At 60.8% G+C, this 20,176-nt stretch carries 18 protein-coding genes; 8 read left to right on the top strand and 10 right to left on the bottom strand.

The features are described from left to right. Nucleotides 1-47: 47 nt before the first annotated feature. From G3M63_RS18480 to G3M63_RS18440, 9 genes are all read right to left on the bottom strand, one after another. Nucleotides 48-1,310: a hypothetical protein gene (locus tag G3M63_RS18480; protein WP_163984051.1), complete on the bottom strand. Its 1,263-nt coding sequence runs from the start codon at nt 1,308-1,310 to the stop codon at nt 48-50. Beyond that, nucleotides 1,310-1,951 (bottom strand): hypothetical protein, encoded by a 642-nt coding sequence (locus tag G3M63_RS18475; RefSeq protein ID WP_163984050.1) that lies wholly within the window; start codon nt 1,949-1,951, stop codon nt 1,310-1,312. The genes G3M63_RS18480 and G3M63_RS18475 overlap by 1 nt, the downstream gene beginning before the upstream one ends. Then, on the bottom strand, nt 1,948-5,721 hold the full coding sequence (locus G3M63_RS18470; protein WP_163984049.1) for an ATP-binding protein: 3,774 nt from the start codon (nt 5,719-5,721) through the stop codon (nt 1,948-1,950). Before G3M63_RS18470 ends, G3M63_RS18475 begins: the two co-directional genes overlap by 4 nt. Nucleotides 5,722-6,244: 523 nt before the next feature. Next, on the bottom strand, nt 6,245-7,273 hold the full coding sequence (locus G3M63_RS18465) for an IS110 family transposase (protein WP_150302441.1): 1,029 nt from the start codon (nt 7,271-7,273) through the stop codon (nt 6,245-6,247). Between the two features lie 178 nt (nt 7,274-7,451). Next, a complete protein-coding gene (locus G3M63_RS18460; protein ID WP_163984048.1) occupies nt 7,452-8,768 on the bottom strand; it encodes an OprD family porin in 1,317 nt (438 codons plus the stop codon). Between the two features lie 263 nt (nt 8,769-9,031). Further along, nucleotides 9,032-9,838, bottom strand: a complete 807-nt coding sequence (locus G3M63_RS18455; RefSeq protein WP_150299715.1) for a M48 family metallopeptidase — start codon at nt 9,836-9,838, stop codon at nt 9,032-9,034. Nucleotides 9,839-9,991: 153 nt separating this feature from the next. Next, on the bottom strand, nt 9,992-10,651 hold the full coding sequence (locus G3M63_RS18450; protein ID WP_163984047.1) for an SOS response-associated peptidase: 660 nt from the start codon (nt 10,649-10,651) through the stop codon (nt 9,992-9,994). Next, nucleotides 10,651-10,920, bottom strand: a complete 270-nt coding sequence (locus tag G3M63_RS18445; RefSeq protein ID WP_163984046.1) for a DUF2007 domain-containing protein — start codon at nt 10,918-10,920, stop codon at nt 10,651-10,653. Before G3M63_RS18445 ends, G3M63_RS18450 begins: the two co-directional genes overlap by 1 nt. 2 nt (nt 10,921-10,922) lie before the next feature. Next, entirely contained in the window at nt 10,923-11,117 is a 195-nt protein-coding gene (locus G3M63_RS18440; protein ID WP_150299718.1) for a CPXCG motif-containing cysteine-rich protein, read from the bottom strand. 141 nt (nt 11,118-11,258) lie between these two features. Between G3M63_RS18440 and G3M63_RS18435 the strand changes: the two genes are divergently transcribed. After that, the gene (locus G3M63_RS18435) at nt 11,259-12,419 is read left to right on the top strand and encodes a 1-acyl-sn-glycerol-3-phosphate acyltransferase (protein WP_150299719.1); all 1,161 of its coding nucleotides are present in this window, start codon (nt 11,259-11,261) and stop codon (nt 12,417-12,419) included. 38 nt (nt 12,420-12,457) lie between these two features. Here the strand turns inward: G3M63_RS18435 and G3M63_RS18430 are convergent, their stop codons facing one another. Further along, nucleotides 12,458-12,739 carry a hypothetical protein gene (locus tag G3M63_RS18430; protein ID WP_163984045.1) on the bottom strand — a complete coding sequence of 94 codons (282 nt, stop codon included), beginning with the start codon at nt 12,737-12,739 and terminating at the stop codon, nt 12,458-12,460. A 271-nt stretch (nt 12,740-13,010) separates the two neighbouring features. Here G3M63_RS18430 and G3M63_RS18425 point away from each other — a divergent pair, with 271 nt between their 5' ends. From G3M63_RS18425 to mnhG, 7 genes are all read left to right on the top strand, one after another. Continuing rightward, the gene (locus G3M63_RS18425) at nt 13,011-13,472 is read left to right on the top strand and encodes a hypothetical protein (RefSeq protein ID WP_163984044.1); all 462 of its coding nucleotides are present in this window, start codon (nt 13,011-13,013) and stop codon (nt 13,470-13,472) included. 890 nt (nt 13,473-14,362) lie between these two features. Next, a complete protein-coding gene (gene mbhE / locus G3M63_RS18420) occupies nt 14,363-17,086 on the top strand; it encodes a hydrogen gas-evolving membrane-bound hydrogenase subunit E (RefSeq protein WP_163984043.1) in 2,724 nt (907 codons plus the stop codon). Beyond that, a complete protein-coding gene (locus G3M63_RS18415) occupies nt 17,086-17,514 on the top strand; it encodes a sodium:proton antiporter (RefSeq protein ID WP_163984042.1) in 429 nt (142 codons plus the stop codon). The genes mbhE and G3M63_RS18415 overlap by 1 nt, the downstream gene beginning before the upstream one ends. Further along, nucleotides 17,511-19,004 carry a proton-conducting transporter membrane subunit gene (locus G3M63_RS18410; protein ID WP_163984041.1) on the top strand — a complete coding sequence of 498 codons (1,494 nt, stop codon included), beginning with the start codon at nt 17,511-17,513 and terminating at the stop codon, nt 19,002-19,004. Before G3M63_RS18415 ends, G3M63_RS18410 begins: the two co-directional genes overlap by 4 nt. Further along, nucleotides 19,004-19,483 (top strand): Na+/H+ antiporter subunit E, encoded by a 480-nt coding sequence (locus G3M63_RS18405; protein WP_163984040.1) that lies wholly within the window; start codon nt 19,004-19,006, stop codon nt 19,481-19,483. The genes G3M63_RS18410 and G3M63_RS18405 overlap by 1 nt, the downstream gene beginning before the upstream one ends. Next, the gene (locus G3M63_RS18400) at nt 19,480-19,803 is read left to right on the top strand and encodes a monovalent cation/H+ antiporter complex subunit F (RefSeq protein WP_163984039.1); all 324 of its coding nucleotides are present in this window, start codon (nt 19,480-19,482) and stop codon (nt 19,801-19,803) included. The genes G3M63_RS18405 and G3M63_RS18400 overlap by 4 nt, the downstream gene beginning before the upstream one ends. Then, nucleotides 19,800-20,153, top strand: a complete 354-nt coding sequence (gene mnhG / locus G3M63_RS18395; RefSeq protein ID WP_163984038.1) for a monovalent cation/H(+) antiporter subunit G — start codon at nt 19,800-19,802, stop codon at nt 20,151-20,153. The genes G3M63_RS18400 and mnhG overlap by 4 nt, the downstream gene beginning before the upstream one ends. Nucleotides 20,154-20,176: the final 23 nt, after the last annotated feature.

The raw sequence follows: 20,176 nt of genomic DNA, 5'->3' as shown, positions 1-20,176 counted from the left end.
GCGGCAATCGCGCAAACGGCCGGTTTCTCCGGATCGCTTAAGTATCGCTAGGTGTATTCGGCGGTGCTCACCAGGCGAAACTCGATGTCCTCGACCAGATGGTTGCCGGAGTAGCCGGGCAGGGGCCGCTCACGGAAGCGCATGCTAAGCCGGTCACCCTTGGCGTAGTCGCTGTTGGCGTAATGATCGGCGACGCAGACCAGCCATAGCTCGGGGTCGATTTCGAGGTCCAGACAGGACAGACACGCAAGGGAGGAGGCCGGTTGCTGTTCGGCCAGTTGCGGCAATATCTCGAACATCTGTCGCAGCGCTTGCTCTACCGGCTCAGGTTCGGCCAGAAATACGCCATCCCGGCAATCCTTGACCGGTACCAGCGGCGGCTCCTGGCGTTGGCGTTCAGGCTGCTCATCCGCTGCGATGCGCGCCAGCGCCTGCTGGGCAATATCACTCAGCGCACGCTCTTCGCTGGGACTGTCGATGGGCGGGTGCGCCTTCAGCTCAAGCCGTTCGGCGGCACGGAAGATCCGCGGAATACCGCGGTATTGTTCCAGTCCGGGCTGGTAACCGGGGTTGCGCTGATAGTGTTGCAGCAGGGTATCAATCAGCTCGTTGTGTTCACGATAACGCTGATTATCCTGCAGCTTGGTCAGGTTCTCGCGCAGCTTGTGCAAGGCGTCGTGCAGTTCATCGGCGCAGGAGCTGACGGCCCGCCCCAGGACTTTCTTGAGCAAGTGCGAAAGCAGACGATCCGAGCGGGCGAGCTCCGATAACACATCGGGCCTCAGGGTGGCGAACAGGTCATTGAGCTGGGAGGCTTCTCTGATCGCTCGCTCATTTTCGCGGATGCGCTGCGACAGATCGCTGACCATGCTGAATTCGTTGCGCACGTAGCCGGCGAAGCGTTGGGTGATCTCGCGCAAGGTGTCTATCAGGTGCGCGACGATCTCCTGAATCTCGGATTCGTAGACTTTCTGATCGCGCATCAGACCGCGGTCGGCGGTAGCCAGATATCCCGAGATGGCATGCTTGAGCTGGTCGAACAGATCGTCCACAGCGCCACTCGACAACCGGCGGCGGTAGTTTTGCGTAGCGTGGTGGAACAGCTCGGACACCACCCGGTTGACCTGCACGTAGGGGTCGCGCTCATCCAGACGGAAAACCAGCCGGTGCGCCTGCAGATCGGCGATGGCTTTTGCGCCGTCCTGCTCGTCCACGATGATGCCCTGGTTCTCGATGCAGGCGCGGCTCAGCACCTCGCAGTGCTTGTCCAGCATGCGGATGGTGCGCGTGGCTTCGTCGTACCTGGCCATCAGATCAGCTGCTCCTGTTCCTGCGCCGAGGCCTGGTCATGTTCCCGGTCAGCAAGCTGGATGCCTTCCTGCTGACGGATGAATTCCATCTGGTCCTGCAGCATCGACCAGCGCGCGGTGGCCTGGTACACGGAGGGGTGACGTTCAACGAGAAAGCCTTCCTTTTCCAGAAAGCGCAGCAATTGATTGAGGCGCGTACGGGGATCGACCTTGCCGCGCATCTGGAAACGCTGCGCGATGCTTTCAAGCTCGGCCTGCAGGGCCGAGGAGCTTTCAATCGCGCCAAGCAGTTCGCTTTCCTTGAGGATGTCGCGTGCGCTCAGAGGATGCGCCTCCGGCGACAACTGCCGTGTCAGGCGCAGCCACATCAGCAGTGCTTCCCATTTGGTGGCCAGGGCATGGAACTGATGGTTCAACCGGTTGCGAACCCCTTTGTCCTCGACATCAAGGTACACGCAGTAATAGCCGGTCATATCGCTGGTCAGCGCGACGCCACGGCCGAGCACCGCAAGGTGCTGATTGACCCGGTCGAGGTTGTCCTCCAGCTGGAGGTACAAGTAGCCCGCCTCGTCGCTGACTTCGCAGAGCAGCTCGCCTTGCAGCAGCTTTTCGATGACGTGGCGGAAGGTGGCGTTGCTCATGCCTGGTCTCCTTCGGTGAGCGCTTCGCTGCCCGCCAGTAACTGCGCCAGCGGATTGTTGGGTGACGCCTGGTTGGCATACACGAAATCGCGCACCCCGTGGTCCTTGCTCAGCAGCAGACGGTGCTTGTAGCGGCGCAGGAACTCGTGGGAAGCGGTGGGCTGAGCGCACAACAGCACGATGTTCTTGCGATCCATCATGCGGAACAGCTTGTCGATATTGCTTGGGTGCAACTCGCCCAGCTCGTCGATCGGCCAGGTAATGGTTACGCTCTCATCGGGACACAGGAAGCGCGACAGCCCGCCGAATAGCACCACCACTGCGATGCTGGACAAGCCGGTACTGCTGGAGTTGCGCAGGTCGTTGTCGTTGCGGATCGGCACGATACGGCCGTTCTCGGTGAACTGGATTTCCAGCTCGACCAGCGAACCCAGATCGCTGGTGGTCATGCGCGCACTGCGGAACATCTTGTCCAGTGAACTGAGCCCGATGCGCAGCGTTTCCGAGGGCAGGTCGTGGTGGCGCGTCAGCTCCCATTCATGCCAGTCGCGAGCGAAGGCCTTGAGCTGCGGCCAGAAGTCGAACTGGGTGATGCGCGACAGCAGACGGATGCGGATATCGGAGATAGCCTCGAAGTCGTGCTCGGTATTGATCCGTGTTTCCAGCGTGCGCGAGACCTGGCTGACCCGCAGATCGATGTCCTTGAGTTCCTCGTAATAGCGCGCCATGGCGCCGCCGGCGCTCTTCACGTTCTCAATCAGGGCCTTGCGGATCTCGGGCAGGTCATGCTCGACGATCCGGCGCAGGTCGGCCATGGACTCAATACGGAATGCCTCGGAGCCCTCGGTATGCAGGGAGGTGTGCAGGCGCGCGTTATGCAGATGCTGCCACTTCTGATACACCTGCGAGTCGGGGTGCTGATTGAGTGCAGCAACGCAGCGGGTGAAGGCTTTGATGACGGTGTCTTTGGTCTCGGCAGTCGCCTTGATCAAACGGCGCAACTCGTCAGTGACCAGGGCGGCGGACTCCAGCGACCCGGTGTGTTCTGCTGCACCAGGTTGATGGGCGGCGATTTCCTCGGTCGATACCGGGATGCTGTCACTCAGTTCGCTGGCGCTGCGCGCCAGCTGCTCCCAGTCGCGCAATTGCTCCTCAAGCCGTTTGAGCCCGGCGCCGAGCTGTTTTGCCTGGTCCTTCAGGGCGTTGATGCGCGTGTTGTAGCTGGCCTTGCAGTCCTTCGCCTGGCGCTTGCCCTCTGTCAGCGCGTTCTGTGCCTGATACAGCGATTCCTTCAATGCCTCCAGGCCGGCCCAGTGATGCTTCAGCCAATAGCGGTATTCGCGCACCGGCTCGTCCATGGACTGAGTCTGTCCGATGCGGTCACTCAGCGATTTCACCCGCTGCTCGGTTTCGCGGATAGACGCGACGTCCACCCCGGCGCCGCGCAGTCGCTCGTCGCGCGCCTGCTCAATGGCCGCCAGATCCTGCGCAGCGGCGGAACGGCGTTGATCGACCGCCTCCTGCACTGCTTCGAGCGCTGCTTTTGCCGCGTCCAGCTGTTCGTCATGTGAACGCTTGAGCGCATCGCGGCGCTGGGTGAACTGTGCTTTCAGCTGATTGCGGCGCTGTTGCTCCTGGCTGATCCGGTCCTTCGTCTGCAGCGCCAGGTGGCGCACATGTTCGGCTGCCTGAACCGTCCGCGCTTCGATGCTGTCCTTTACTTCCCGTTGTATCAGCTCCGCACTATGTTCGGCCTGGGCGTAACGCTCGCCCGCTTTGTCATGGGCCTGCCGGGCGCGGACCAAGGCTTCCTTTGCCCGGGCCTGGTCCTGCTGCGCGCCTTGCCATTTTTCTTCGCAACGCCCCAGCTCCAGCTCGACACGTTGCATAGCCTGTTCGGCGCGGCTGAGCTGCTGTTGCAGGGCGGCTTCGCTTTCGGCTGCAGCCGGCAGCGCAATCGCGTCAAGATCCAGGCAGACGCCATACAAATCAGACCCGGCCTGGCCGGACAGTGTCGGTGCCAGGTCGGTGCGCGTCAGCAGCGCAGGATTGATCGCCTTGCCCAGATTCTCGTGCCAGGGCAGACCGCTAGCGCGTAGATAGGCCAGCAGTGTGCCGTCTTCGGGATACAGCAGCGAGTGGATCCCGTCCCGGCGAGCTTTGGCCTCCTGCAGCTCTCCTCTGGCCCGTTCATAGTGCTGTTCGGCGCTGCGTTCGCCGGTGCTCACCTGCTCGAGCTGCTGGCGCAGGCGTTCAAGATCCCGCTCTGTCTGCTCACGTTGTTCCCGCGCCAGGGCTACGGCGTCGGCTGCGTTGCGGCGTTGCTCAAGTTCGGTCGCGCTGGGCTCGCGGGCCTGGCGTTCCTGCTCGCGTGCGTCTTCAAGCAGTGCCTCGCATTCGTGGCGCACCTGCGCCAATTGCTCCTCAAATGCTTCTAGCTCCTGCTCGCGGCTTTGTTCAAGCGCCTCGATGGCCTGCTGATGCTGGCTGCGCAGCGCGTCCCGTGCCTCCTGCGCCTGATGCTGGCGGGTTTCCAGCGCGTCCAGATCCTGCTCGAGCTGCTGGTTGATTGCCGCTTTAGCCATGTCGGCTTCATGCGCGATGTTTTCGCTTTCTGCCTTGAGTACCTGCAAGCGGTCTCTGGCAGCATCGAGGTCGGAGCGCACCATGGGCAGGTTCGCCAGTTCCGCTTCCCAATGACGGATGTTGCGTTCCGTTTCCCAGTTATCGCGCTCCGCCTCGAGACGTTGTACCTGGCTGGTGTAGGTGTTGACCTCAGCACGCTGACGGCTGATCTGCTCATCCAGCGCCTCGCGTTTGCTGGCCAGCTCAGTTGAAAGCGCTTCGATATCGAGATTGATGCCGGCCATCTGGCGGCCGAGAAGAGCCGCCTGATCCGCGCCCAGCGCCTGTAGATCCGACAGAGCCCGCCGGCAGCCGTCGAGCGCAAGCCGGTTGTCCTTGACCGATTCGAAATCGGTAAGCGCCTGCTTCACGGTTTTCTCATGCTCGCCGAACGCGGTGAGACTCTTCAAGTCGCTCCACAGCCCCTCGTTCTTGATGTGGCTGGGCGGCGCGCCGAGATTGACCACGTCGCTGAGCAGTGAGTCGACGATCATTTCCTTGAGTCGCGCCATCATCTGATCCTTCTTGATGGAGACGGTCGTCAGCGCATCGATGTGCTGCATGCGGGTTCGTATCGAGCCCAGCCCGAACTGGCCGGCGAGTGTGCGCACATCGATGCGCGAACGGGCACCCTGCACCCGACGGCCTCCGCCGGTGGGGTCGTTCTGGATGATCGAGCGGAAGTCGACTATGCGATTGATCTCGGGGCTGACACGGATATCCAGCGCAGGCACCTGGTGGCGCAGAATGCTTCCGGCGTCTTCGCCGGCGGCAAACAGCGCCTCCATGTCGGGATGAAACACGCTGGCGTCGGCGTCCGCCTTGACGAATCGGTAGGCAAAACCGGCGTCACCTTCCTTGCGATACATCACCGCGCAGCAACGCTCGTCATCGGCTCGCGTGTATTCGAACACCAGCATGGACTGACGATTGGGCAGGTAATAATTGATGAAGCTGTCCTTGCCCGCGACCTTGTCGACCAGCCGGTTCGGCTCGTAGCCGTAGAACATCGGGATCAGGCGCAGCGCGGAGGTCTTGCCCGCGCCGTTGGTGCCTTGCAGGTTGGTGTGCCCGTCGCACTCGATGCGTACCCGCAGGCCGCGAAAGTACGAATGGTGAAGAATGATACTTTTAAGCCCGCTCATCGGAACCAGCTCCCTGGGTTGTGTGAATATCCGCGTGAGTCCGGGAAAGCGTCGGCTATGGGCTGCTTAGCGGGTTGCGGAGAGGCAAGAATGTCGAGGCGGTATGGTAACCGCTCGGGCATAAATCGGGGGCTGTTTTTATCGGCCGGAACGATGATTGCGGAGGGGCGCGAGTGAGACAGAAGCGGAGACCCTGAAGCGGGCAAGACCAGGCAGAGCTTGCCTGCATACGTGGCCGGGGGAGCATGGAAGGTCGTATATGGTCCCCTCCCTCTTTGCAAGGCCTCCAGCATTTGATGGCATGTAGGTTGTCTGTCGTATATCCGGCCTCTGTATGCAACCTGCGGCTGCGGGCCTCGATGAGTACCGTAAGTGTATCGTCCTAATCGAGTTCACGGCCTTGATGGCCCTGACCCTCCGCAGGTTTTCGATACACCGGCCTAACCTGTGTTGTCATCGCTTGCTGATTGCCTTCGCAACCTTGGGGGGAACTCCTCTTGTTAACCCGTGCCTTGCCCAGCTTTTACTGACTGATATTGATCGCCCGATAAGGTTCACAGCGGGTTACAACAGCCCAGCCTATGCGTACCAACTTGTTCGCTAGAGCAATGACTGCCTTGTTGTAGCCTCGTCGCTCAATCAGGTTGCACACCCATCGACTGAGTCTGTCATTGCGCTTGCTGGCCACGCGCGCGAATGCCCTGGCACCATGCACCAGCAACGCCCGCATACGTTTGTCGCCACATTTGGAGATCCTGCCCAGGATAATTTTGCCTCCCGTACTGTATTGCTTGGGGACCAGCCCCATAGCGGCGGAGGCATCCCGGCCATTCTTGAATTGGTGGCCATCGCCTATCCAGCAGCGGAAGGCACTGCTGACGATTTCGCCATAGCCCGGGATGCTCATTAGATTCTGGCAGACCTCATCCTGATTCGCTCTGATCTCAATCTGTTGTGTGTACCACTCCAGTTCCTGCTCCCAAATGCAGTACTGCTGATACTGACGATTGACCAGTTCGCGCAGACGCCAAGGCAATCCGTTCTCAGGATCTTCCAGCAAGGCTACGACCGTCTTGCGGAAGTTCGCCTTGCCTTCGGGCATGACAATGCCGTGCTCTGCCAGCAGGGCGCGTGTGCGATTGATCAACCCGATTTGGTCGGCAAGCAGAGCCTGCCGCATGCGTTGAAGGCTTTGATCCAGCTGCTGCTCAACCGTTTTCACCGCAACGGCGCGTACTCGCCCATATTGAGCTGCCTCGGCTATGGCTTCGGCATCGTTATAATCGTTCTTCTGACGGCGCAAGTAAGCCTTGATGTGCTGCGGTGGCAATAGCTTCACTTGATGACCAGCTGCTTCAATTTCCCGTGCCCAGTAATGGGATCCGGAACAGGCTTCCATGGCCACTACTGCTTGCGGGTAATTCGCCAAAAAAGCCAATACCTGCTGACGGCGAAGCTTCTTGCGGTGCACCTGTTTACCCGACGGGTCCAGAACGACAACGAAGAAAATAGCCTTTGCCAGATCGATGCCGACTGTCATAGATTTGTTCATGGTCTCCTCCTGTCTCCGTTCGCTTCTCAATAGATGTTTAGCATCTATTCTCAGGCGCATCACGACGCCGTAGAGGGAGAGGGAGGAGACCATCTCATCGAGTTCCATCTCGACCAGCGGCAATTCCGGCGGGCACCATGGCCGGGGTGGAACCCGGCCTTCCATCACGCGGCGCGATTTACTTCAGCGCGATGCTGTAGCTGAGGATGACGCGGGCCTCGTCCACATTTCGCTGGTTGCTTACCTTGCTGCGCAGGCTGGCATGGCGCAGGGACACGGCGACGTTCCTGAATACGCCGCTCTGTACCTTGTAGTCCAGCCGCAGGTCGCGTTCCCATTCCTTGTCAGCACCACGCTCGGCTACGTCGATGTCGCTGCCGCGCAGGTATGCGCCCGACGCTTTCAGGCCCGGCACGCCGACCTGGCCGAAGTCATAACTGTACCTGGCCACCCAGGTCTTTTCCCCGGCGCGCAGGAACTTGCCGATTTGCGCGTCGGTGATCAGATAGGCCGTCGCGCCGTCGCCGTTGTTGATAAAGGGGAAGTCGCTGTCGCCACTGAGATGCTGATAGCCCAGGCCAATCGCATGCCCTTCAACGCTATAGGTAAACAGGGCGCTGCGCGCCTGGTTGTTCACGCGACCGGAGGTAGCGCCGCCGTCGAAGAATCCGCGGGCACCATAACCGCCAGCGCGATCGTCATTGGCCCCCACCGAATCGCTGTTGAAGTAGCGCAGGTCAGTCTCCAGCGTGCCGATACCCAGCTCAGCGCTGTGCTTGGCCCCGAGAAAATGCTGGCGATAGTAATCCTCAAGTTCGGCGAGGAAGTAAGTCGCGGTCAGGCTGTCATTGATCTTGTATACGGCTCCGCCAAAACGGAACTGATTGACCCGCTCGGACCCACCGCTGATGCGCAGGTGTTCATAGTCGGTCGACGCGCGGCCACTCGCCCGTGCTATCTCACCCAGATGCAGGGTCAGATCGCTGACCTCGCCCGAGGTCAGGTGAGCGCCGCGGAAGGTCTGTGGCAGCAGGCGCCCGTCGTTGCGTGTGAGCACGGGTAGGCTGGGCTGCAATACGCCCACCTTGAGTTCAGTCTCTGATATGCGCGCCTTGGCGGCCACATCGAGGCGACTGAAATCGCTGGCGGCCTGATCGTCATCCAGCGGGAATATGACACCGGGGTTGCGCGAGAGCCCGGTCTTGCCGCTGCGTCCGCCACCGTCGAGCCGTACTCCCAGCTGGCCCAGTAGGTCGACCCCAAAACCGATCGCCCCGGGGGTATAACCCGAACGTGCATCGAGCAGGAAACCCTGGCCCCATTCTTCGGCCTTGGAATAGCCCGGGTCGCCGCTGCGTTGATCCTGATTGATGTAGAAATTGCGCAGGTTGAGCTCGATCTTGCTACCTGTAACGAAACCGTCCTCGGCCATCGACAGACACGGCAAGCCCAGCAGGCCGGCGGCCACGGCACTGGCTATCAGCGTTTTTCTCATGCAGTTAATGCTCCGTTGAAGGGGCGCGGCGACTCAGGATGCGCCAGGAGCGCGCGCCAAGGGGCGTAACATATACGAAGCCGGGAAATTGAAAAAGTGCCGGTTGGTCGTTGGGAGTTCCGGCCTGTCATCGAGGACCGCGACAGGATGGCGAAATGCGTAGAAACGCGTCAGGTGCTGGCGTTGGTGTGCAGGGAAGAAAACAGGGTTGGATCGTTGAAACAGAGGTCCGGCCACGCAGAATCCTGCGTGGCCGAAGCTTGTCAGCGTGCCGCTTCGTATAGCGGCTGAACGCGCGGAATGGCGTTGCGCAAGGTTTCGATCCGGCCTCCGGAGCTGGGGTGAGTGCTGAGGAACTCCGGCGGCGCGCCCTGCGCGGCGGCGCCCATCTTCTGCCACAGCGTTACCGCTGCTTCTGGCTTGTAACCAGCGCGAGCCGCCAGCTCAAGCCCGATCAGATCCGCTTCGCTCTCATTGGAGCGGCTGTTGGGCAGCGTCAGACCGTATTGCACTGCGGCGTCTGCAGCCTGTCGGCTGACTTCACCCAGGCCGAGCAACGCGCCCACCAGCTGGGTGCCGGTCTGGCTGATATAAGCGCGGGAAATTGCTTCACGGCCGTGTTCCCGCAGGGCATGGGCAATCTCATGGCCCATGATCTGGGCAATTTCATCATCGGAGAGATTCAGTTTTTCAACGATACCGGTAAAGAACAATATCTTGCCGCCGGGCATGCAACTGGCGTTGAGTTGCTCGTTTTCGATCAGGTTGACTTCCCAGTCCCAGTCGGGAGCGTCCTGACGAAAATGCGTGACCTGAGGAATCAGGTTGTCGGCGATGCCCCGCAGACGCTTGAGCATGGCAGTGTCGGTATTCAGCACGCCTTCGGATCTGGCTTCGCTGAGCATCTCGTCATAGGCCTTGGCAGCCATCTGGTCCACTTGCTCAGCGGGCAGGGCGCTGACCATGCGTTGTTCACGATTGACGCCAACGGCTCCAGCCTGGGTGGTTTGGACAGTTTCACAGCCGACCAGCCAGAGGAACGGCAGACACAGAAGCAAACGGATACGCATGGGTGAATTCCTTGAAAATGGGGTACTAGATTAGAGCGATGGTTGAAAGCAGGCAACCGCAAGTCTGTCATCAGATCGACAAGATTACCCCGCCCCCGGCAGGGCTATTCTGATTTGGTTGGCGGTGCGTGAATGCAAACGGCCGGCGGGTCGTCAAACGGGCGACTCGACCGTCACCGGATGTCCGCTGGGCGCGCAGCAATGCGGGCCGACGGTGGCAGGGTTGCTCATGGCAGGGTTTACCGGATACATCATGTCGACCCGGGATTCGGCGTTGAGCAGCAGCGGCTGCAAAGCAGAAGGAGCCGTTGCCGATGCCAGCCAGATAGTCTGCTCGGCCCGGTTGAGCGTCACCGGCATGCGATAACCCAAGCGCTCAGGCAGGCCCTTGGCGGGCACGGTTATCAACGCGCAGCTGTCCCAGTAGGTGTTTTCATCCAGACTGTAGCGTTCCCATATGCCTGCAATCGCCAGACCGCCCTCGCGGCGACGCAGATACCAGGGCTGCTTGCGTTTGCCCTGCACGCGCCAGCCGAAATAACCGTCCACCGGAATCAGGCAGCGGCGCTCGACCAATGGTTGGCGGAACATGGGCTTGTCGTGCATTACCTCGGCATTCACACTGAAAGGGGTGCGGCTCAGGTCCTTGAGCCACCCGGGCGTGAGATTCCATAACACGCGCGCACACTCGAGCTGGTTACCGGTCTTGCGTAGAATCAACAGGCGTTGGCCGGGAGAGATATTCCAGGCGGGCTTCCAGTCCCCGGGTACATCGGCGAGCGGGGGAGTAAACTGTGCGAGACGTCCGGCCATCAGGCGAGCGGCTCGTGTTCTGACTGTCGTTCGGGATCATCGGATTGCGGAATGACCGGTTCCGCCTGCTGCCAGGAACTGATCAGTTCACGCGCCAGGTCTGCATCCTCCGCCGGCACCCAGAGCCCCAACAGCCCGTGCGCCGGCAATTCGCCGACGGCGCCCTGCAGGTATTGGCCGCTCAGATGGCAGTGAATACGTCTCTCCATGAGAATGTGCCGGAGCAGCTCGCCCTCGGTCAGGTCGGCCGGTTGGTAGATGCATAACATGCTTAATCCTGCTCCCTGCGCAGGTCGACGTGATAGTCAGTGTCGCCTTCATCCATCCACAACGTGACATGGATTGGCTGACAACAGACCTGACAATCTTCGACGTAGGACTGGGCGCCGCCGGACAGATCCAGCAGCAGACTGATCGTTTCGCCGCAATGCGGACATTGCAACACTGCTTCGTCTACTGCCTGCATGGATGTCCTCCGGAGATGGTCATGATGTGTGACGGTGAGTGTAGTCCGAACGTCGATCAGGCGAAACCGCGCCTGCGCCAATTGTCCCAGCCCCCTGCGGCAAGCATAATGCGCGGCTCAACCCGAACAGAAGAGGATGACATGGGCGAGTTTGATGCCATAAAGCCCTTTGAGGATAAAGATGTCCCTGAAGTGCTGAAGCGCCTGAGCGGGGACAGGGATTTACGCCGGATGCTGGCGCGACACCGCTTTGCGCGCCTGTCGCGGTGGGCGCCCGGGCTGGTCGAGCCGCTGGTGGGTTATGGTTTGCGCCGGGAAGCGCGGGGCATAAACAGTATCGAGGCGCTGCAACACAAGCTCGAACCCTATCTGGATAGATTGATCGAGCGCAGCACGCTGGATGTGACCTACAGCGGGCTGGACAATCTGCGCAAGGATCAGCCGCACCTGTTTCTGGCGAACCACCGCGACATCGTGATGGATCCGGCCTTCGTCAATTATGCGCTGTACCACGCCGGGCACCCGACGCCGCGGATCGCCATCGGCGACAATCTTCTGCAACGGCCGTTTGTCAGTGACCTGATGCGTCTGAACAAGAGCTTTATCGTGCACCGTTCGGTAACCGGCCGCCGTGAAAAGCTGGCTATCTATCAGTCGCTTTCGGCCTATATCAACCATTCAATCCAGACCGGGCATTCCATCTGGATCGCACAGAGTGAAGGGCGTGCCAAGGACGGTAAGGACGAGACTGATTCGGCGATTATCAAGATGCTTTGCATGAGCCGACGCAGCGAACGTTTCGAGGATGTGATCCGCTCGCTGAATATCGTTCCGGTGTCGATAGCCTATGAATGGGATCCCTGTGACCTGATGAAGGCGCGCGAGCTGGAGCAGCGTGAGCGTACCGGTAGCTATCAGAAGCAGCCGGGCGAAGACGACCGCTCTATCGCCATGGGGCTGACCGGTTACAAGGGGCGGGTACATGTGGCATTCGGCGAGCCGTTGAGTGATGACTATACGGATGCTCGCGCGGTAGCCCGTGAGGCGGATCGCAGCATTCTGCTCTCGTACAGGCTTTATCCGAGCAACTACCTGGCGTTCGAGCACCTACCAGACTTGCCGGAGTTGGCGATTGGTGACTGGCGCAAGCAGTTCGATGCGCAGCAGTTGGCAGCGGAGCAGGCGCGTTTCAATCAACGCCTGGCGCAATGCCCCGAAGAACACCGCAGCTGGTGGCTGGCACAGTATGCCAATCCGGTCATCAGTCAGTTGCGCCAGCAGGCGTTTCTGGACAACCTTTAACGGGCTGCCCGGGTATGCTTTCGCGGCGTCCAGGCCCCTTAGACCTGAGTGCTGGCAAGCGTGAGTAGCGTGGCCAGCAACAGACATACGCTGCCGACCGCGTAGAACATCCGGTTGATGCGCCGGGTTGTGGCAGGGATGATCGTCGCTTCCCCTGAAACAGCCGGGCTGGTCGCCAGGCGCGCCGCGGCGCGGGCACTGCGCAGCTGAGTGGCAAGCCACAGCCAGCCCCCGGCGAGACCATAAAACAACGCCAGTCCGTTCAGCACCAGCGCGGGATTGTTCAGATAATAAAACCAGGCAGCCTGCAATACGGGCATGCGGAAACCTCAATCAGGGATCGGCAACCGACGGGTATTCTTGTTGTTATTACCGGGTTACGGCGAGCAAGATGGATTTACGGAAGCGGGTGAACGCTCCGATGAAAAGTCGCGACGGATTCTAGCGAAATAGCCGCCTGGAGACGACCGTTCCGGTTGATTTCTGATCAGTGGCTCCGCTTGGTCAGTCACAACTGGTAAGAGGTTCACGCAACATCTGGGCAACGAAAGCGTCTAATCTGTCACTGACTTGATGAGAGTGGAGTACACCATGAAAAAACATCTCTGGATGACCTGGCTGTTGGGCGCTCTGCTGGTTCTCGGTGGTTGTGCCAAGGGGCTGACCGGCGATACCTATTCCCGTGAGCAGGCCCGCACGCCGCAGACAGTTCGTATGGGCACCGTTGAATCGGTGCGTTTTGTGCAGATTGAAGGCACCAAATCCGTGATTGGCCCGGGTGCAGGCGCAGCAGTCGGCGGCATTGCCGGTAGCGGTATTGGCGGTGGTCGCGGCAGCATGATCACCAGCGTGCTGGGCGCAGTAGCGGGCGGCGTCGCGGGGGCAGCAGCCGAGGAGGGGTTCACCCGCAGGCAAGGTATCGAAATTACCGTCCGCGAGGAGGACGGTCACACCCGGTCCTATGTTCAGGCCGTCTCCGATGACGTCTCCTTCGCGCCGGGTGAACGCGTGCGAATCATGACCGTGAACGGTGAGTCGCGCGTGACGAAGTAGGACTCTGGAGGGTCAGGTTCCATCCTGGCCGGCTTGCTAGCCGATGATGCCGCTGTCGAGACGGAGCTCGACATTCCATAGCGCCGGGTTTATTTCAAACACTGTGTTTGCCGGCGACGCCCGTGGTCGAGCTGATGCTCGACCTTCCCAAAGGAGTACGTCTATGGAGGGCCAGGTTCCATCCTGGCCGGCTTGGTAGCCGATGATGCCGCTGTCGAGACGGAGCTCGACATTCCATAGCGCCGGGCTTATTCCAAACACTGTGTTTGTCGGCGACGCCCGTGGTCGAGCTGGTGCTCGACCTTCCCGGAGGAGTACGGTCTATGGAGGGCCAGGTTCCATCCTGGCCGGCTTGCTAGCCGATGATGCCGCTGTCGAGACGGAGCTCGACATTCCATAGCGCCGGGTTTATTTCAAACGCTGTGTTTGTCGGCGAAGCCTGTGGTAGAGCTGGTGCTCGACCTTCCCGGAGGAGCACGGTCTATGGAGGGCCAGGTTCCACCCTGGCCGGCTTTGTAGCCAGCGACGTTGCTGACCATAGCGTCAGTTTCATTTCAGGCACTGTGCTCGCCCGCAACGGTCGAGCTGGTGTTTGTCCTGCCTGGGAGCGTCGAGCACCAGCTCGATGAGCAGAACGCCCCCTCATCCAGGACCGGCGGGCATAACAGGCGCTTCGATTCGCATTGAACTGTATCAAGTTGCTTCCGCCGCCGAGGCTTCCCTTCTTATTTATAGCGCATTAGCCCCCGCCGCGTTCAACGGAAAATGTGGCCGTTGCCCCGCGACTATCCTGTATGAACAATGGTTGCACGGTGACTGCGCAGCATTGCTGCGCGGAACGTTCATGGAGGTTGCGATGACAAGACCCTGCACGATGAAGGTCGGCTGATATGCAGTTCAGCTTGCTTGCTATCGCTCTGAACGGGCTATGCGCGCCGTTGATCTGGCGTCTGCTGCCACGACAGGCGCTGTGGCTGCTGGCGCTGGTCCCTGCAGGTTGTTTCGCCTGGTTTGTCAGTGTCATTCCCCTGGTCGCAGGCGGCGAGGTACTGACCTCCAGTCTGGCCTGGGTGCCGCTGCTGGATGTCAGCTTTACCCTCAGGCTTGACGGGCTGGCCTTGCTGTTTGCCTTGCTCATCACCGGTATCGGCACGCTTATCGTGCTGTACTCCGGCAGCTATCTGAACGGGCATTCGCACCTTGGTCGCTTCTATGCCTATTTGCTGATCTTCATGCTCGGCATGCTCGGGTTGGTACTGGCCGACGACATGCTCGTCATGTTCGTGTTCTGGGAGCTGACCAGTATTTCCTCGTACTTGCTGATCAGTTTCGAGAATGCCAAACCCGAGGCCCGCCGCGCTGCGTTACAGGCGTTGCTGATCACTGCGGGCGGTGGCTTGGCCTTGATGGCAGGACTGGTGCTGTTGGGCATTGCAGCCCAGCAGTGGCAGTTTTCCGGCCTGGATGCCGCGGCTGTGCAAGGCAATACGCTCTTTCCCTGGATCATGGCGCTGGTGCTGATAGGCTGCTTCACCAAGTCTGCGCAGGTGCCTTTTCATATCTGGCTACCGAACGCGATGAACGCACCTACGCCGGTGTCGGCTTATCTACATTCGGCGACCATGGTCAAGGCCGGTATCTATCTGTTGGCGCGGCTGAACCCGACGCTGGGTGGCGGCGTTGCCTGGAGCTCGATCCTTATCGGGATCGGTGCGCTGACCGCCCTGGTGGGGGCCGTTCTGGCCATTCGCCAATATGATCTCAAACGCATGCTCGCCTATACCACGGTGACCGTGCTCGGCCAGCTGACCATGCTGATCGGCACCAATACCAGCTACGGTCTGCAGGCCTTCGTGCTTTATCTGGTGGCGCATTCGCTATACAAGGGCGCGCTGTTCATGGCGATCGGCGCGGTTGACCATGCCACCGGTACGCGGGACCTGCGCCGCCTTGGCGGGCTGTTCACCGTGATGCCATTCACCGGCATCGCGGTTGGCCTGGCGGCCTTTTCCAATGCCGGCTTGCCGCCATTCTTCGGTTTCATTGCCAAGGAGTTCAAGTACACCGGACTGATCGAGCTGGGTGCGATTGGCTGGGCCGTCACCATCGTGATGATTCTGACCAATGCGCTGCTGTTCGCTGCGGCGGGGTTGGTATTCATCCGCCCCTTTTTTGGTCAGCGCCGTGGCCGTTTCCACAAGCCTCATGAGGTATCGCCCTACATGTGGGCGGGCGCGCTGTTGCTGGCAATCGGTGGGCTGGGGCTCGGCATCTGGAATCAATGGCCGGAGGCCTGGCTGGTCAATACGGCGGTGCGAGCGATCTCTGCCGGGCCCGTGGATGTGCACCTGTATCTCTGGGGCGGCATTACGCCGGCAGTCATTGCCAGTGTGCTGACCATCAGTCTGGGCGTGCTGTTTTACCTGCAAGCGGGGCGGGTGCGCTGGCTGGCCAACCAGCTCGACCGCGTCTGGCGTGTCAGTGGCGACATAGTGTGGGACGGTTTCCTGGTACGGCTGTTTCAGCTGGCGGGTGCGGTTGCCGGCAATTTTCAGCATGGCTCGCTACGTGCCCATGTTGCGCTGCTGGCCACGGTGTTGAGCATCAGCATATTGGGCGTGATGTGGCTGATTCGGGCGCCGCTGTTGCCCGCCGAGACACTCACACCGCTCACCTTGCCGGGCACTGTCGGTGCAGTGCTGGCGCTGGGTGGGGCTGCAGGCGCCGCGCTCAAGTCCGGGCGACTGGCGTTGGTGGCTTCCCTGGCGGCCAGTGGTCTGGGCCTGGCGCTGTTCTATCTGTCGGTCAGCGCACCTGACGTGGCGCTGACCCAGCTGATGGTCGAAACCCTGACCGTAGTCTTCCTCGCGGTGGTGTTGCGGCGGATGCCGGGACTGCCCTCAGTTGCATCGGGATCCGGGCGCAACCGACGCTGGCAGGCGATCGCTGCCTGTACCGTTGGGGTGACGGTCACGCTGATGATCATGACTACCGTCAGCCTGCCATTGCCCGGCAATATCGCCGACTGGCTGACTGATAACAGCCTGCCAGGCGGCTATGGCATGAATGTGGTGAACGTGATTCTAGTGGATTTCCGTGCGCTGGATACGCTTGGCGAAACCCTGGTGGTAGCGCTCGCTGCGCTGGCGACTTCGACGCTGCTAGGCGCGGGACAGTCGGCCGATGTGAGGCCCAAGGGACTTCCCGAATTCGGCTCGGTGCTGCTGCGGCAGGGCATGCGGCCGTTGGCCGGCATCATGTTAACGGTGTCGCTGGTGGTGCTCTGGCGCGGGCATAACTATCCAGGCGGCGGCTTTATCGGTGGGCTGGTCGCGGCGACCGGTTTTGCCTTGCTGGTACTGACCTTCGGGCGCGGCATTCAGCGCGGGCTGGGCCGTGTGCCGCCAACGATGATCATCGCGCTGGGCATGGCCTGTGTCGGGGGTGCCGGTCTGGGCGCGATCTTCCATGGCGAACCCTATATGACCAGCCATTGGGTCGCACCTATGAATGTGAAACTGGGCACGCCGCTGCTGTTTGATCTGGGCGTGTTCCTGACCGTTTTTGGTTCGGTCACGCACATGCTGCGCAATCTCGTCGGGAGGGCTGGCTGATGGAGTGGCTGACCGCTGTGACAGCAGGCGTAATGGCAGGTTTGGGCATCTGGATGATGCTTGATCAGCATCTGATACGGGTGGTGTTGGGCATTGCCGTATTCAGCAACGCGATCAACCTGGGCGTACTTGCCGCGGGTCGACACGCCGGTGATGCGCCGGCATTCGTTACCCAGGGCGCAAAGGCTGCGTTGGTCAATCCCTTGCCCCAGGCGCTGGTGCTGACGGCGATCGTCATCGGTTTCGCGTTGTTCGTATTCGCTTTGTCGATACTCAAGCGAACCTACGAACTGCACGGTAAAAACGAGACTGATGACGTGACAGTGGTGGTTGAGCAGCCCGCACCGGACGGTCAGGAAAACGGCTTCGAAGAGGGCGGTGAGTCAGCGACCGGCGAACCCGATCCGCCAGCTGGGGAGCGCGAATGAATCTCCTGCTGGTCTTGCCGATCCTGCTGCCACTGACCACCCTGATGCTGTGCCTGCTGGCGCGGCGCCGGTTGGCCTGGGTGACTGCAATCAGTCTCGTGGGCAGCACGCTGTTACTCATGACCGGGCTGTGGCTGGTGTGGTTTGCCGCGCAGGGCAACGTGCTCAGCGCCCAGATGGGTAGCTGGCCTGCGCCTTATGGCATTAGTCTGGTTATCGATCGGCTGTCGGCGGCGATGGTTGCGATTACCGGTGTGATCGGTCTGGGTATGCTGGTTTACATGCATCGCCAGCCGATGGCGACCGAGTTTCTGCGCGACGCGCATCTTTTCGTTCATGGCCTGCTGACCGGTATCTGCGGCGCCTTCATTACCGGCGACGTGTTCAATTTGTACGTCTGGTTTGAAGTGTTGCTGATGGGGTCCTTCGCGCTTATCTCGCTGGGCGGCGGACAGCGGCGACTGGCCGGGGCGATGACCTATATCGTGCTCAACCTGCTGGCGACGCTGCTGTTTCTGCTGGCGGCGGGGCTTGTGTACGGGGCCAGCGGTACGTTAAATATGGGTGAGCTGGCGCTGATATTTCGCAGCGGTGAAGCCACCGCCAGCGCGACCATGGGCGTGACCTTGATGCTGCTGGCATTCTCAATCAAGGGCGCGCTATTCCCCGTGTTTGGCTGGTTACCCGCGTCCTATCATGTGGCCTGGGTGCCGGTATCGGCGCTGTTTGCCGGATTGCTGACAAAGGTCGGCGTGTATGCGCTGATCCGTCTGGTGACGCTGCTCTGGCCAGCGCCCGGACTGGCCCATGACATCCTGTTGTGGGTGGCCTGCGCGACCATGCTGGTCGGGGTTCTGGGCGCGGCGGCGCAAACCGAGATCCGGCGCATCCTGTCATTTCATATCGTCAGTCAGGTCGGTTACATGGTGCTGGGGCTCGCTCTGGCGACGCCGCTGGCGCTGGCGGGTGCGGTGTTCTATCTGATCCATCACATCATCGTCAAAGCCAATCTGTTTTTCATTGGCGGTCTTGCCTCGCGGCTCACCGGCTCTGAACGGCTGGCGCGCATGGGTGGGCTTTACTCAGCGAAACCGCTGCTCGCCATACTCTTTGCCATTCCTGCGCTGTCGCTGGCGGGAATTCCACCTTTATCCGGCTTCTGGGCCAAACTCATCCTGATCCGTGCGAGTCTGGAAGCGGGACACGGATGGGCAGCCTTTATCGCGTTGCTGACCGGAGCCATAACCGTGTTGTCCATGAGCAAGATATGGAATGAGGCTTTTCTCAAACCGCATCCCGACGGTGCTCACTGTGTACAGACTAACAACGGACCGCGCAGTCCCTGGGTGGTCGCCGCCGTGCTCGCTCTGATGACCGTAATTCTGGGCTTTGGCGCCGGGCCGGCTATGCAATATGCCTGGGATGTCTCGTTGCAACTGACCGAGGCGAGCGCATACCTTCGGCTTCCAGTGACGGAGGGGGCGCCCTGATGCTTTTGATACATGCAGTGAGCGCGGCATTGCTCGCCTGGGCAACCCTCGGGCTTACACCCACCCGATGGCTGCTGGCTATGCTGCTGTTCTATCTCGGCTGCAGGTTGCTGGGGCTGGCTGTGCCCAGGGTGCGGGTGTATGCCATGAGAGTAGAGGCGGGCGCACGTTTCGTTCCCTGGTATGCCTACAGGATCGTCGCGGCCTCGCTCGATGTGGCGGCAGCAGTGCTTGACTGGCGCAGTACCGTCACGCCTGCGGTGGTTCGCGTGTCGCTGCAGACCGATGACAAGCGCCTGATCACCCTGATCAGCTGCCTGCTGACGCTGACCCCCGGGACCCTCGCACTGGATTACCTCGACAAGGTGCTATATGTGCATGTGCTGGATTCACGCAGCGCCGATTCCGTTCAGCATGCGGTTGACGAAATCGAACAGCGGCTGGCTGGCTGGATACACCCTCCGGGAGAATTCTCATGACTGTCGATCTGTTTGCCGCCGGGTGGGTATTGCCGCTTGCCGGCGCGATGCTGATTCTCAGCGCGATGATACTGGTGTTGCGGCTCTTGCTTGGACCCAGCCGGCCTGACCGGGCGGTAGCTGTCGACGCCATGACCATGGTGGGCGTCGCGGGCGTCGCAGTGCTGGCGCTCTATCGGGGCCAGGTCGCGCTGTTGGACGTGGCGATCGTGCTGGCCGTTGTGAGCTTCCTCAGCAGCGTAGCCTTTGCGCTGCTGTTTCATGGTGACGACGGCCCGTCCAACCGCGAGATTCAGGACAGCCGGAGTGATGGTCAATGAGTTTGTTTCTTTCGATAGCAGCCTCGGTGTTGATACTGCTCGGTGCGCTGCTGAGCCTGGTTGGTGCGCTGGGCGTGTGGCGATTACCGGATGCCTATGCCCGTATGCACTCGGCCAGCAAGGCCGGCGCGCTCGGCGCGATTCTGGTATTGCTTGGGGTGCTGTGCGCAACATCTGGCATGGCATGGCTGGAATCGCTGCTGGCTATTTGCGTACTCTTGATCACCGCTCCCCTTGCTGCGCATGCTATTGCCCGTGCCGGGCATATGGCTGATATCCGTCCGCAGACGGGCCTGCTCGGCGATGCGCTTGAGGAAGACCGCCAGCGACGGGGCACTCAGGAACGATGACCTCACCGTTTCGCTTCTCGGCA

Origin of the sequence: Pseudomonas sp. OIL-1, from assembly GCF_010669185.1 — a bacterium.
GTDB lineage: Bacteria > Pseudomonadota > Gammaproteobacteria > Pseudomonadales > Pseudomonadaceae > Halopseudomonas > Halopseudomonas profundi.
Note: the sequence above shows the minus strand (reverse complement) of the source record. Positions and strands in the feature narration are given on the sequence as shown.